Genomic DNA, 14,449 nt, shown 5'->3' on the forward strand with positions numbered 1-14,449 from the left:
TGTCCGGGGGCGGACCGGGGTGGTATCGGGGTCGCGGTCGGGGTCCGGGGCAGGGTCCGGCCTTACGGAGCTGCGCCCCGGCGGGGCCCGTCCCGGGGTGCGTCCCGCCGGGCGGGAGCTCGCGGCGCCGGCGGCCGCCCACGCCGAAGGCCGTGTGGCGCGGGCAATGGCGGCCGCAGCGGCCACAATGGGCGGGTGAGTACCACCAGCCTTCCCCCCGGTCTGCCCGCCCGCCTCCCCTCGTCGGCCCGCGCGGCCGAGCTCCGCGCCGCGTTCCTCGCCGCGGGCTTCACCGCCGACGGGCTGCTCGACCTGCTCGGTGCCCCGGCGTACGCCGCGCTGGCCCGCAGCGAGACGGTCCCCGCCCTGCGCGCCACGCGCAGCAGCGGCGACGGGCCCCTCGCGAGCCTGATCCGGCTGTTCCTGCTGCGGCAGCCGGTGCCGTACGTGCACGCCGCGGCCGCCCTGCCCGTCGACGCGGCGATGGCCGACGGCTGGCTGCGGCGCGAGGGCGACGAACTGCACGCCACCGTGGACGTGCGCCCGTACGGCGGGCCGGACGGCGAGGACTGGTTCATCGTCTCGGACCTCGGCTGCGCCGTCGGCGGGGCCGGTGGGATCGGCCACCGCGAGGAGGGCGTGGTCCTCGGTGTCGGCGGCGCCTCCACGACGCTGGCCGGGATCACCATCCGCACGCCGGTCGGCTCGGCCCTCGACGTCGGCACCGGATCCGGCATCCAGGCGCTGCACGCCGCCCAGCACGCGACCCGGGTCACGGCGACCGATGTCAACCCGCGGGCCCTGGAATTCACCCGGTTGACGCTGGCGCTGTCGGGGGCCCCCGAGGCGGAACTGCTCGCCGGTTCGCTGTTCGAGCCGGTCGGCGAAGCCACGTACGACCTGATCGTGTCGAATCCGCCCTTCGTGATCTCCCCGGGAGCCCGGCTGACGTACCGGGACGGCGGGATGGGCGGCGACGACCTGTGCCGGACCCTGGTCCAGGAGGCCGGAGCCCGGCTCAACCCGGGCGGATTCGCGCAGTTCCTGGGCAACTGGCAGCACGTGGACGGCGAGGACTGGCACGACCGGGTGCGGGCCTGGGTGCCGCGCGGCTGCGACGCCTGGATCGTGCAGCGCGACGTGCAGGACGTGACGCAGTACGCGGAGCTGTGGCTGCGCGACGCCGGCGACCACCGCACCGATCCGGCCGAGTACGAACAGCGGTACGAGGACTGGCTGGACGAGTTCGAAGCCCGCAAGACCAAGGCGGTCGGCTTCGGCTGGATCACGCTGCGGCGCAGCGACGCGGCGGAGCCGTCGATCGTGGTCGAGGAGTGGCCGCACTCGGTGGAACAGCCGCTCGGGGAGGCCGTCCTGGCCCACTTCGCGCGTCAGGACTACCTGCGCGACCACGATGACGCGGCCCTGCTCACGGGCTACTTCCGGCTGACCGCGGAGGTCGTGCAGGAGCAGGTCGGCGCGCCCGGCGCGGAGGATCCGGAACACGTCGTGCTCCGGCAGAACCGGGGCATGCGGCGCGCCACCAAGGTCGACACGGTCGGGGCCGGCTTCGCCGGGGTGTGTGACGGATCACTGAGCGCGGGGCGGATTCTGGACGCCATCGCCCAGCTGGTGGAGGAGGACCCGGTGGTCCTGCGGGACCGGACGCCCGAGGCGATCCGGATGCTGGTCGAGCAGGGGTTCCTGGAACCGGTGACCGGGGCGGAAACGGAAGCGGGAGCGGCCGGGGAGTAGGGGCGGCGGCTCCGGCGGTGCGCGGTGGTGCGCGGGGCGCGCCGCGGCGGACCCACCAGCTCGTCGGGCCGCCGGGCAGGTGGGTCAGCCGGGCCTTCGGGCAGGCGGAGCCAGGATGTAACCCCAGGTTCGCCCGGCGTCTCCCCGGGGCTGAAATCCTCCGGTGCAGCGGGATCCGGGGGGATCCCGAGAGCGGCCCGGGGGATGAGGTGAGCGGCATGGAGCACGGCCCGGCGATCTTCGCGGCGGCCGTGTTCCTGCTGTTCGGGGCCGCTCTGCTGGCGTGGACGGGGGCGCGCGCCCTGCGCGGTGCGCCGGTGGCCGAGGGCGTGCGCCCCGTCGTGGCCGTACCTGTGGCCCTGCTCTCCGGCGGGGTCTCGCTGGTCCTCGGGGTCTGGTGCCTCGGACGGCTGTGACGCCGGATCGGTGAGGCCGGGGCCGTGGAGCCGGGGCGGGTCGCCCCCGGTGTGGTGGCCGCCTCGGGCCGGCCGGGGCGCGGCTTGCGGTTCGTGGCTCCGGCTGATCGGCCGGATGTCGCCCAGGCTCCGGCGGCGCGCCGGGTTTCGCCCGGTCGTCCGGAATGCGCGCAGGATCGTACTCACGGGGCAAAGAGCGACGTGGGGAGGGGTCCGGAGGCGGGGCCAGACGGCCCTTCGGCCACTCTGCCCGGTGAGTGCGGAGGGCCCGGCGCGGCATCCGGGCGGCAGAAATGGCACTTGTCGGGTTACCGTTCGAGTGGCCGTTGCGGGCTTCTGCCGTTTGACACGGGGGCGGGTTGTACCGTCACACTCCGCAGCGTCGCCGTACTGCGACCGAGTGCCGACCGGAGAGAAGAGCCAAGTTGTCCCCGACTAGCGAGACCGCAAAGGGCGGCCGCCGACTCGTCATCGTCGAGTCCCCTGCCAAGGCGAAGACGATCAAGGGCTATCTCGGCCCCGGATACGTCGTCGAGGCGAGCGTCGGGCACATCCGCGACCTCCCGAGTGGCGCGGCCGAGGTTCCCGACAAGTACACCGGTGAGGTCCGCCGTCTCGGTGTGGACGTCGAACACGACTTCGCGCCGATCTACGTCGTCAACGCCGATAAGAAGGCCCAGGTCAGGAAGCTCAAGGAGCTGCTGGCCGAGTCCGACGAACTCTTCCTCGCCACCGATGAGGACCGCGAGGGCGAAGCCATCGCGTGGCACCTGCAGGAAGTCCTCAAGCCCAAGGTCCCCGTCCACCGGATGGTCTTCCACGAGATCACCAAGGACGCGATCCGCGACGCCGTCGCCAACCCGCGCGAGCTCAACCAGCGCATGGTCGACGCCCAGGAGACCCGCCGCATCCTCGACCGCCTCTACGGCTACGAGGTCTCGCCGGTCCTGTGGAAGAAGGTCATGCCGAAGCTGTCGGCGGGCCGCGTCCAGTCGGTGGCCACCCGCATGGTCGTCGAGAAGGAGCGCGAGCGCATCGCCTTCCGCTCGGCCGAGTACTGGGACCTGACCGGCACCTTCGCCACCGGCCGCGCCGGTGACGCCTCCGACCCCTCCACGCTGGTCGCCCGCCTGAACACGGTGGACGGCAAGCGCGTGGCGCAGGGCCGCGACTTCGGTTCGACCGGGCAGCTCAAGAGCGAGGTGCTGCACCTCGACGAGGCGAACGCACGGGCGCTGGCCGCCGCACTGACGGAGACCTCGTTCGCCGTCCGGTCGGTCGAGTCCAAGCCGTACCGCCGCTCCCCGTACGCCCCGTTCCGTACGACGACGCTCCAGCAGGAGGCCTCGCGCAAGCTCGGCTTCGGTGCGAAGGCGACGATGCAGGTCGCGCAGAAGCTGTACGAGAACGGCTTCATCACCTATATGCGTACCGACTCCACGACGCTCTCCGACACCGCGGTGTCGGCGGCGCGCGCGCAGGTCACGCAGCTCTACGGGGCCGAGTACCTGCCGGAGAAGCCCCGCGTCTACGCGGGCAAGGTCAAGAACGCGCAGGAGGCGCACGAGGCGATCCGTCCTTCGGGTGATCGTTTCCGCACCCCGGCCGAGACCGGTCTGACCGGCGACCAGTTCCGCCTGTACGAGCTCATCTGGAAGCGCACCGTCGCCTCCCAGATGAAGGACGCGGTCGGCAACTCGGTGACCGTGAAGATCGGCGGCCGCTCGGCCGACGGCCGCGACGCCGAGTTCTCGGCCTCCGGCAAGACGATCACCTTCCACGGCTTCATGAAGGCCTACGTGGAGGGCGCGGACGACCCGAACGCCGAGCTCGACGACCGGGAGAAGCGCCTTCCGCAGGTCGCCGAGGGCGACGCGCTGTCGGCCGAGGAGGTCACGGTCGACGGCCACTCGACCAAGCCGCCGGCCCGCTACACCGAGGCCTCGCTGGTCAAGGAGCTGGAAGAGCGGGAGATCGGCCGCCCGTCGACGTACGCGTCGATCATCGGCACGATCCTGGACCGCGGGTACGTCTTCAAGAAGGGCACGGCGCTCGTGCCGTCCTTCCTGTCGTTCGCCGTGGTGAATCTGCTGGAGACGCACTTCGGCCGGCTCGTCGACTACGACTTCACCGCCAAGATGGAGGACGACCTCGACCGCATCGCGCGGGGCGAGGCCCAGTCCGTGCCGTGGCTCAAGCGCTTCTACTTCGGCGCGGAGGACGCGACCGAGGTCGTGCCGGCCGACGGCGACGCGCTCGGCGGTCTGAAGGAGCTGGTGACCGACCTGGGCGCGATCGACGCCCGGGAGATCTCCTCCTTCCCCGTCGGCGAGGGCATCGTGCTGCGCGTCGGCCGCTACGGGCCGTACGTGGAGCGCGGCGAGAAGGACACCGAGGGCCACCAGCGGGCGGACGTCCCCGAGGAGATGGCCCCCGACGAGCTGACGGTCGAGTACGCGGAGGAGCTCTTCGCGAAGCCGAGCGGCGAGTTCGAGCTGGGCAAGGACCCGATCAGCGGGAACGAAATCGTCGCGAAGGACGGTCGCTACGGGCCGTACGTGACCGAGATCCTGCCCGAGGGCACGCCGAAGACGGGCAAGAACGCGGTGAAGCCGCGGACGGCCTCGCTGTTCCAGTCGATGAGCCTGGACACGGTCACCCTCGAGGACGCCCTGCGTCTGATGTCCCTTCCCCGGGTCGTGGGCGTGGACGCGGAGGGCGCGGAGATCACCGCGCAGAACGGCCGCTACGGCCCGTACCTGAAGAAGGGCACGGACTCGCGGTCGCTGGAGACCGAGGACCAGCTCTTCGCCATCACCCTGGAGCAGGCGCTCGCGATCTACGCGCAGCCGAAGCAGCGGGGGCGTGCGGCTGCGAAGCCGCCGCTGAAGGAGCTGGGGACCGACCCGGTCAGCGAGAAGCCGGTGGTCGTCAAGGACGGCCGGTTCGGCCCGTACGTGACGGACGGCGAGACGAACGCGACGCTGCGGCGGGACGACGACGTCGAGACCATCACGCCGGAGCGGGGCTACGAGCTGCTCGCGGAGAAGCGTGCCAAGGGTCCGGTGAAGAAGACGGCCAAGAAGGCTCCCGCGAAGAAGGCCCCGGCGAAGAAGGCGACGGCGACGAAGGCGACGGCGACGAAGACCGCTGCCGCCAAGAAGACGACGGCGGCCAAGAAGACGACGACCGCGAAGAAGGCGACCACGGCCAAGAAGGCGGTCGCGAAGAAGGCGGTCGCGGCGGCGGACGAGTAGGCGCCGATCAGCCACAGACAGGGCCCGTGCGATGCGCACGGGCCCTGTTTTTTCCGGTGGGTCGGGGGTCACACCGGACCTTGTCCACAGGGCTCCGCACCCGCCAAGCGCAGCGGATAGGCTGGGCGGATGACGCGAGCCGAGCAGCCAACGGTCGTGACCGCCACCGCCGACACCGCCCCCACCTACGACGAAGCCCTCGCCGCGGACTCCCGCGAGCGCGCGGTGCGCGCCCTGCTGCGCACCCCCGGGCTGCGCCGTCTGTGGAGCGCGCAGTTGGTGAGCGGCATCGGCGATGCCCTCGCCCTGCTGGTCCTGGTGCTCCTGGTCTTCCAGGCAGCAGTGGACCAGGGGTCCTTCGGCGGTGGTTACACCGGCTGGGCCCTCGCCGTGGCCGCCGTCTTCGGCGTCCGCGTGCTGTCCACCGTCCTGTTCGGCGCGGTCCTCCTCGGGCCCCTGTCGCAGCTCACCGCCTCCGGCGGCAAGCTGGACCGCCGCTGGACGATGGTCGGCGCCGACGGACTGCGGCTCGGCCTCTTCGTCGTGGCCCCGCTGTGGCTCGACTGGATCGGCCCGAACGCGCTCACCGCCCTGCTCGCCACCGTCTTCGTCTCCGGCGCCGCCGAGCGGATGTGGGTGCTGGCCAAGGACAGCGCCGCGCCCGGCCTGCTGCCGGCGCCGCCGCCGGAGGGGGCGACCGTACGGCCGCTGCCCGACCACCTCGACGCCCTGCGCCGGCTGAACCTGCGCACCGCCTTCGCCGCGCTGCCGGTCGCCGCGGCCGCGCTGCTCGCCTCGACGCTGATCGGCAAGGCCCTCGGCCTCGGCATCGGCTGGTTCGCCGAGAACCAGGCGGCCCTGGGCTCGTACGTGGCCTCCGGTCTGTTCGCCGCCTCCGTATCGCTGCTGCTCCCGCTGGTGCTGCCCGCGACGAAGACCCCGCGTCCGCGCTCCCCGCTGGAGGGCCTGCGCGCCCCCAAGGCGGGGGACCGGCCGGAGAAGGGGCGCACGGGAGCCATCCCGCTGCTCGTCCTCGTCTGCGCCGCCGTCGCCGGGGCCGTCGCCTCCGCCGCCGCCGTGGCCGTCCTGCACGCCACCGACCTGGGGGGCGGAGCGGCCGCGTTCTCGCTGTTCGTACTGGCCCTGCTCGGCGGCACCGCCCTCGGCATCCGCGCCACCCAGGCCGGCAAGGTGCTCCCCTCCCTGTCCCGGCGCCGCCTGCTGGCGCTGGCCGTCGGGGTGGCCGGGCTGTCGCTGCTGCTGACCGGGCTGGTTCCGGACACCTCGACGGTGGTGTTCCTCTCCCTGCTCGCGGGTACCGCCGCGGGCGTCGCCGCGAACACCGGGCACACGCTGCTCGACCAGGAGACCGAGGAGTTCCGCCGGGCCCGGGTCACCGAGCACCTGCAGGCCGTCGTCCGGGTCTCCGTGGCCGTCGGAGCCGTGGCCGCCCCGCTGCTCGCCGCCCTGATCGGACCGCACCGGCTGGCCGCCGGCGAGGTCGTCTTCGCCCACGGCGGCGCGGCCTTCACCCTGATGCTGGTCGGCGCCCTGCTGCTGCCGGTCGCCGTCATCGTCCTGGCCAAGGCCGACGACCGCAGCGGCGTACCGCTGCGGCGAGACCTGCGCGAGGCGCTGCGCGGCGGTGAGCCGGTGCAGGCCGCGTCCGACGCCGGGTTCTTCATCGCCCTGGAGGGCGGCGACGGCGCCGGCAAGTCCACCCAGGTGCAGGCCATGGCCGACTGGATACGGGCCAAGGGCCACGAGGTCGTCGTCACCCGCGAGCCCGGGGCCACCCCGGTCGGCAAGCGGCTGCGGTCGATCCTGCTCGACGTGTCCTCCGCGGGCCTGTCGAACCGCGCCGAGGCCCTGCTGTACGCGGCCGACCGCGCCGAGCACGTGGACAGCGTCGTACGGCCCGCCCTGGAGCGCGGCGCGGTGGTCATCACCGACCGCTACGTCGACTCCTCGGTGGCCTACCAGGGCGCCGGCCGGGACCTGGCCCCGACCGAGATCGCCCGCATCTCGCGCTGGGCCACGGACGGGCTCGTACCGAACCTGACCGTGCTGCTCGACGTGTCGCCGGAGACGGCCCGGGAGCGGTTCACCGAGGCGCCGGACCGGCTGGAGTCGGAGCCCGCGGAGTTCCACCAGCGGGTGCGCGCCGGATTCCTGACCCTGGCCGCGGCCGACCCCGGGCGCTACCTGGTGGTCGACGCGGGCCAGGACCCGGAGTCGGTCAGCACCGTCGTGCGCCACCGGCTGGACCGGATGCTCCCGCTGTCGGAGGCCGAGGTCGCCGCGCAGGCGGAGGCCCGCCGGCTCGCCATCGAGGAAGCCAAGCGCAAGGCCGAGGAAGAGGCCGCGCGGAAGGCGGAGGAAGCCCGGCTGCTGGCCGAGGAAGAGGCACGCAAGGCCCGCGAGGCCGAGGAGGCCCGGATCGCCGCCGAGGCGGAGGCCGCCCGGAAGGCCGAGGAAGCCCGGCTGCGCGCCGAGGAGGAGGCCCGCGCACGGGCCGAGGCCGAGCGGCTGCGGCTGGAGGCCGAGGAGAAGGCCCGCGCGGTGGAGCAGGAGCGGCTGCGCAAGCAGGCGGAGGAGGAGGCCCGGCTGCACGCCGAGGCCGAGGAGCGCCGGCTGGAGAAGCAGCGGCGGGCCGAGGAGGCCCTGCTGAAGGCCGAGGAGGCGCGGCGGCTGGCCGAGGCCTCGGCGGCCGAGGCGGCGGCGAGGTCCGCTGCGGCCGCGGCTGCCGCTGCTGCCGCCTCGGTGGCGGCTGCTTCGGCGTCGGTGCCGGCTGCCCCGGCGGCTGCCCCGGCGGCTGCGCCCGCTGCCGCCCCTGCTGCCGCGCCCAAGGCGGACCTGCGCAAGGAGCCGCACCACGACGAGGCCGTCACGATCGAGACTCCGGTCGTCAAGCGGGTCGTGCAGCCGGACGATGTCACCCAGACGGTCCCGGTGCCGCAGGCCGATCCGGCGGCGGCCCGTCCCGCGGCGGGTCCGGCGGACGAGACGGCGGTGCTGCCGCCCGTACGCGCGACCGGTCCGGCGGACGAGACGGCGGTCCTGCCGCCCGTACGCCCCACGGGCACGGGCACGGGTACCGGCACCGGCGAGGCTGCGGCGACGCGGCCGGCGGCGCCCCGGGCCTCGTACTCCGCGTCGCGGCCGACCGCCCAGCGCCCCGAGGAGAACCCGGCCGACCGGGTCCCGCCGGGCATCTTCCGTGACTCGGGCAACGACGCGACCCGTGAACTGCCGCTCCCCGCCGAGGACGGCCGGCCGCGCAGGCCCCGCTCGGACTGGGCGGAGGAGACTCCGCTGGACGATCTGCCCACGCTGGCCGACGAGCTGCTGGGACGGCGCCGGGACGACGAGGACGACCAGGGCCGGGGGCCGAGCCGCCGCTGACCGCAGGCGGCGGTGCGGGCGGCCCGATGGCCGGGATTGTCAGTGGGAGCCGCCACACTGGGTGAGCAGACGGCACGGACGGTGCGGACGGCACGCGAGGAAAGGTGGTGGGCGGGATGCCCGTATGGGACGACCTGGTGGGACAGGAGCGGGTCCAGACGCAGCTCGCCGCCGCCGCGGTCGACGCCGACGCCCTGGTCACCGCCATCGAAGCGCGGACCCCGCCGCCGGCCGCCTCCAAGATGACGCACGCCTGGCTGTTCACCGGCCCGCCCGGCTCGGGGCGGTCCACGGCCGCCCGCGCCTTCGCGGCCGCCCTCCAGTGCACCAGTCCGGACCGCGCCCTCGGCGGGGAACCGGGCTGCGGGTTCTGCGACGGCTGCCACACCACCGTGATCGGTACCCACGCCGATGTGGAGATCGTCCGTACCGACCAGCTGTCCATCGGCGTCAAGGACACCCGGGCCCTGGTGCGCCGGGCGCAGCTCTCCCCGGCCGTCGGACGCTGGCAGGTCATCGTCCTGGAGGACGCCGACCGGCTGACGGAAGGCGCGGGCAACGTCCTGCTCAAGGCCGTGGAGGAGCCCGCCCCGCGGACCGTGTGGCTGCTGTGCGCCCCCTCGCTGGAGGACGTGCTGCCCACCATCCGTTCCCGCTGCCGGCACCTCTCGCTGCGCACCCCGCCGGTGTCCGCCGTCGCCGAGGTGCTGGTGCGGCGCGACGGCATCGAGCCGGCCGTGGCGCAGGCGGCCGCCCGCGCGACCCAGGGGCACATCGGCCGGGCCCGTCGGCTCGCCACCGACGAGGCGGCCCGCTCACGGCGCGCCACCGTGCTGCGGATGCCGCTGCGCGTGGCCGACGTGGGCGACTGCCTGAAGGCCGCGCAGGAGCTGGTCGACGCCGCCGCGGAGGACGCCAAGCAGGTCGCGGAAGAGGTCGACACCAAGGAGACCGAGGAGCTGCGGGCCGCGCTCGGCGCCGGAGCGGGCACGGGCGGGCGGATGCCGCGCGGTACGGCGGGCGTGATGAAGGAGCTGGAGGACCGGCAGAAGCGCCGTCGCACCCGTACGCAGCGCGACAGCCTCGACCTGGCCCTGACCGACCTCACCGGCTTCTACCGGGACGTACTGGCCCTCCAGCTCGGCTCCGCCCTGGCCATCGCGAACGAGGAGATACGGCACGACCTGGACCGGATCGCCCGGGAGTCGGGCCCGGAGCGCACGCTGCGGCGGATCGAGGCGATCATCGCGTGCCGGCAGGCGCTGGACCGCAACGTCGCCCCGCTGCTCGCCGTCGAGGCGATGACGATGTCGCTGCGCGCGGGCTGACCCGAGCGACATCGGCTGGGACTCAGGTTGACGGCCTCACCCGTTCGAGGGGTCCGGGCGGCGGGCCGCAGACGCCGCCGGTCCGTGCGGGGCGGCGCCCCGTGCCCGGGCGGCCGTCCGCCGCCCGGCGCGGGTGGTACCGCCCCCCGTCTGCCCGCAGGCCGTAGGCTCCGGGAATGGACACCAGTCGCCTGCTGCGCACCACCGGGACCGTGATCGCCGCTGCGGGGCTACTGCTCTCCGGGTGCACCTCGGGCGGTTCGGGAACACCCCGCGCCGCCGCGTCCTCCGGCGGGTCCCCGGAGGCGCCGTCGGCCGAGCCGGCCGCCGTCCCGGCCGCGCTGCGCCCGTACTACGACCAGAAGCTGACCTGGCGCGAGTGCGGTGTGCCCGGCTTCGACTGCACCACCATGAAGGTCCCGCTGGACTACGAGAACCCCGGGGCCGGGGACATCGACATCGCGGTGTCCCGCCGCAAGGCCACGGACCCCGCCAAGCGGCTCGGGTCGCTCGTGGTGAATCCGGGCGGCCCGGGCGGCTCCGGCATCGGCTACCTCCAGGCGTACGCGGGCATCGGCTACCCGGCCCCGGTGCGCGCCGCGTACGACATGGTCTCCTTCGACCCGCGCGGCGTGGACCGCAGCAGCCCCGTGGAATGCCTGGACGGCCCGGCCATGGACAAGTACACCCAGGTGGACCAGACACCGGACTCGACTGCGGAGCAGGCCCTGCTGGTGGCCGCCTTCAAGGAGTTCGCGGCCGCCTGCCAGGCGCACTCGCAGCGGATCCTGCCGCACGTGTCCACGGTCGACGCGGCCCGCGACATGGACGTCCTGCGTGCGGTGCTGGGCGACGAGAAGCTCAACTACGTCGGAGCCTCGTACGGCACCTTCCTCGGGGCGACGTACGCCGACCTCTTCCCCGGCCGGACCGGACGGCTGGTCCTGGACGGGGCGATGGACCCCTCCCGGCCCGCGCTCGACCTGAACCGGGACCAGACGGAGGGCTTCGAGACCGCCTTCCGTGCCTTCGCCGCGGACTGCGCGAAGCAGCCGGACTGCCCGCTCGGCCAGGGCACCCCGGAACAGGTCGCGGAGCGCCTGAAGGAGTTCTTCCGGAAGGTCGACGCCCAGCCGATCACCACGTCCGACCGGTCGCGCACCACGCTCGGCGAGTCGCTGGCGACGACCGGGGTGATCGCCGCGCTGTACGACGAGAACTCCTGGCCGCAGCTGCGCGAGGCCCTGTCGTCCGCGATCAAGGAGGGTGACGGCGACGGGCTGCTCGCCCTCGCCGACAGCTATTACGAGCGCGGGTCGGACGGCAAGTACGCCAACCTCATGTCGGCGAACGCCGCCGTCAACTGCCTCGACCAGCCCCCGGCCTTCACCGGCCCCGATGCGGTCGAGAAGGCCCTGCCCTCCTTCGAGAAGGCCTCCCCGGTCTTCGGCGCGGGCCTGGCCTGGGCCTCGATGAACTGCACGTACTGGCCGACGAAGGCCACCGGCACGGCCGAGGCCCTGCACGCGAAGGGCGCCCCGCCGATCGTGGTCGTCGGCACCACCCGCGACCCGGCGACCCCGTACAAGTGGGCCGAGGCCCTGGCGGCCCAGCTCGACTCGGGCACCCTGCTGACCTACGACGGCGACGGCCACACGGCGTACGGCCGGGGCAGCGAATGCATCGACTCGGCGATCAACCGCTACCTCCTGGAGGGCACCGCTCCCCAGGACCGCACGAAGTGCTGACCCCCGCCGAAGACCCCTGTTCGGGGCACCCCGTTTAACCCTGTAGACTTTGGGCCGCTGCTGATGAGAGCCTCCCACCAGGGAAATTCTTGTCTCCCCAGCGGTGCCGCCTTAGCTCAGCTGGCCAGAGCAACGCACTCGTAATGCGTAGGTCTCGGGTTCGAATCCCGAAGGCGGCTCTGTAGAACCCCCAGGACTCACTCGCCGTGACCTGGGGGTTTTGCTATTTCCGGGGTTCCGGCATGTGCGGCGGCGGGGGTCCGAGACCTCGTGCGTGAGCGGAGGGGCTTCCATCCCTCGGTACGGCCTTCCTGGCGGCCTTGCTCTTTTTGGCCTCGCGCGGCCGCTCCGTGGCGGGTGGCAGGTCAGTGGCCCGTCACGACAAAGCGGAGGTAGCGACGCAGGCCGAAGCCGCGGCGGTGCTCCGCGTCGGCCGTGGCGAGCTGGGTGGCCAGCAGGTCGTGCGTGGTGGTGGCGTCGGCGAGTTGGGCCTGGCGTTGGAGCAGTACCGCGCGCTGGTGCTGGGTGGCCGCCTGGTGCTGCTGCTTCTCCTTGTTGGCCTGTTGCAGGCGAGTGGTGATGCGCTGCTGTAGCTGGTCGCGCTTGCGTCGGGCTGCGCCCTCAGCCTGCGTGATCTCCGCTTCGTATCTCTTCTTCTGTGCGCCGAACTGTTGGCGGATCGCGGCCCGTTCCTGGACGCCCACGCTGGTGGGAGCCGACTTCCGAGCCCGCTGCTCCAGCGAAGACCGCCAGCTTTCGAGCGCGGTGGCGCGGACCTCGCCGACCCCTGGAACCTTGACCTGCTGGCCGGTGGAGCGGATGAGATACGCGTCGCGGTTTCCGTACCTGCTGCCCTGTACGTACCGGACCCCAGTGAAGTCGGCGGCGGTGCGGATACCGGCGGCGATCAGCGCTGTGACCGTCCCGCTGCCCATGTTGGAGAGTTTCTTGACGTCCTGGATGGGGGTCCGGCGGAGTCTGTCCTGGACGTGCGTCTTGACCGTCGACGCCAGCGCGGCGTCCAGTTGCTTCTGCTCCCTGGTGGTCAATCCGCTCAGCTTGGTCCTGAGGCTGCCGGTCTCCTTGTTGAGCGCGACGGTGATCCGCGACTGCTCGTCGCGCAGCTCGGTCTGGAAGCTCTTGATCTGTTGGCTGATCTGTGTGTCCCGGGTCACGCCGGCCGCATTCAGAGCTTCGATCTCCTGGTGGATCTTCTGGGCCGCGGCCGCGGAGTCCGCCAATGCGCCCACCCGCTGTCGGAGCACCTGCACCCGGGCCTTCGAGGCCCGCGCCTCGGGGCGGGCGCGCCGGGTGGCGTGGAGGGCTCCGCCGGACAGGAGCAGAGCCCCCAGCTGGGCGGCGGCCATGTAGCCGGTCGGCAGCACGCTGATGGCGGTCAGCGTGGCCGGTGCGGCCGATCCGGTCAGGGCGAAGACACCCGAGAGGATGTCCGCGGGGCGCCGGCGCGCGAGGACCGTACCGGCGGCCGTGCCCGTACCCCCGCTGCTTACCGCAGGCGTGCTCTGCGGGTGCTGCGGAATGTGCCCCGCCAGCCAGGAGGGGGGTCCGCCCTGCTGGGCCGCCGCGGGGGCCGGGCGTGGGGTCGGGATCGGGGTCGGGATCGCTCCGGCCGTGGACAGCGGGGGAACGGCGTGGGCGGCCGAGGTGAGGTGCCCGTGCGTCTGTGCGGCCAGCGCTCGGAGGCCCGGGTCGGCATGGGTCAGCAGCAGGCTCCAGGCCAGTGAGGTCCGCGGTTCCTTGAAGTCGTCCTCTTTCAGGATCAGGAACTCGCCCTGATCTTCGTGCAGTTGGTCCCAGATGATGGGATCGGTGGCAGTCGCCACGAGGCTGAGGTAGATGACCCATGCCGAGAAGCGGTCCATCGCGGGGCCGAAGTCCGCGCTCGTGCGGGCCGGGGACTGGTAGTTGCGGTGCCCGTTCTCCGTGGCGCCCTGCCCCTTGAGTGCGGGCACGTACATCCCGTCATAGTCAACGAGGCGGAGCGTTCCGTCGGCGGCGACCAGGAGGTTGCCGTGCTGGAGGTCGCCGTGGGCGACGCCGAGCTTCTCCAAGTCGGCGACCAGCGCGGCGAACCGCTCGGCCGTCCTGAGGACGGCTGCCGTGTCCCGGGCGTTCCTGTCGATCCACGTGATCAGGCTGGTGCCCTCGACCCAGGCCATCTTCAGGGCCGGGTACCACTCACCGGCGACGAGGACGCCCCTCGGCAGGTACTCGATGCCGACCGGCCACGGCTGGGACAGTTTGGCGGGCCTGAGGCCGGCGAGCTGCCTGCTGATGGCCTGGTATCGGGCCTCCAGCGTGCTGCTGTCGCGAGTGAAGCACTTCAGCGCGTACCGCTCTCCGCCCGGGGCGGTGACGGAGAAGACGCTGGCGAAGTTTCCCGAGATCGCCTTCGGTCCAAGTACGGGGCTCTGCTGGACCGTTCCGTGCTTGAGGTTCGGGTCCTCGAAACACAGGGTGGGGTTCTGGAGGGCTTCCACATAGTTTGCGCCGGTCGGGAATTTCCGTCCGGCGGCAGG

At 73.0% G+C, this 14,449-nt stretch carries 7 protein-coding genes and 1 tRNA gene; 7 read left to right on the forward strand and 1 reads right to left on the reverse strand.

What is annotated here, in order from left to right; translation table 11 throughout:
- Nucleotides 1–195 precede the first annotated feature (195 nt).
- The 7 genes from ACFWNV_RS29930 to ACFWNV_RS29960 all read left to right on the forward strand — a co-directional run bounded on the left by ACFWNV_RS29930 (nt 196) and on the right by ACFWNV_RS29960 (nt 12,088).
- Nucleotides 196–1,755 (forward strand): methyltransferase, encoded by a 1,560-nt coding sequence (locus ACFWNV_RS29930; RefSeq protein ID WP_383953069.1) that lies wholly within the window; start codon nt 196–198, stop codon nt 1,753–1,755.
- A gap of 218 nt (nt 1,756–1,973) precedes the next feature.
- The gene (locus ACFWNV_RS29935; protein ID WP_383953071.1) at nt 1,974–2,171 is read left to right on the forward strand and encodes a hypothetical protein; all 198 of its coding nucleotides are present in this window, start codon (nt 1,974–1,976) and stop codon (nt 2,169–2,171) included.
- 425 nt (nt 2,172–2,596) lie between these two features.
- On the forward strand, nt 2,597–5,428 hold the full coding sequence (topA, locus tag ACFWNV_RS29940) for a type I DNA topoisomerase (protein ID WP_383953073.1): 2,832 nt from the start codon (nt 2,597–2,599) through the stop codon (nt 5,426–5,428).
- 129 nt (nt 5,429–5,557) lie between these two features.
- Entirely contained in the window at nt 5,558–8,833 is a 3,276-nt protein-coding gene (tmk, locus tag ACFWNV_RS29945; RefSeq protein WP_383953075.1) for a dTMP kinase, read from the forward strand.
- A 116-nt stretch (nt 8,834–8,949) separates the two neighbouring features.
- Entirely contained in the window at nt 8,950–10,161 is a 1,212-nt protein-coding gene (locus ACFWNV_RS29950) for a DNA polymerase III subunit delta' (RefSeq protein WP_383953077.1), read from the forward strand.
- 176 nt (nt 10,162–10,337) lie between these two features.
- On the forward strand, nt 10,338–11,909 hold the full coding sequence (locus ACFWNV_RS29955) for an alpha/beta fold hydrolase (protein ID WP_383953079.1): 1,572 nt from the start codon (nt 10,338–10,340) through the stop codon (nt 11,907–11,909).
- 105 nt (nt 11,910–12,014) lie between these two features.
- Nucleotides 12,015–12,088: transfer RNA gene (locus tag ACFWNV_RS29960), tRNA-Thr, on the forward strand.
- A gap of 186 nt (nt 12,089–12,274) precedes the next feature.
- Here the strand turns inward: ACFWNV_RS29960 and ACFWNV_RS29965 are convergent.
- Nucleotides 12,275–14,410, reverse strand: a complete 2,136-nt coding sequence (locus ACFWNV_RS29965; protein ID WP_383953081.1) for a hypothetical protein — start codon at nt 14,408–14,410, stop codon at nt 12,275–12,277.
- Nucleotides 14,411–14,449: the final 39 nt, after the last annotated feature.

It is taken from the genome of Streptomyces sp. NPDC058401, from assembly GCF_042722885.1.
GTDB lineage: Bacteria > Actinomycetota > Actinomycetes > Streptomycetales > Streptomycetaceae > Streptomyces.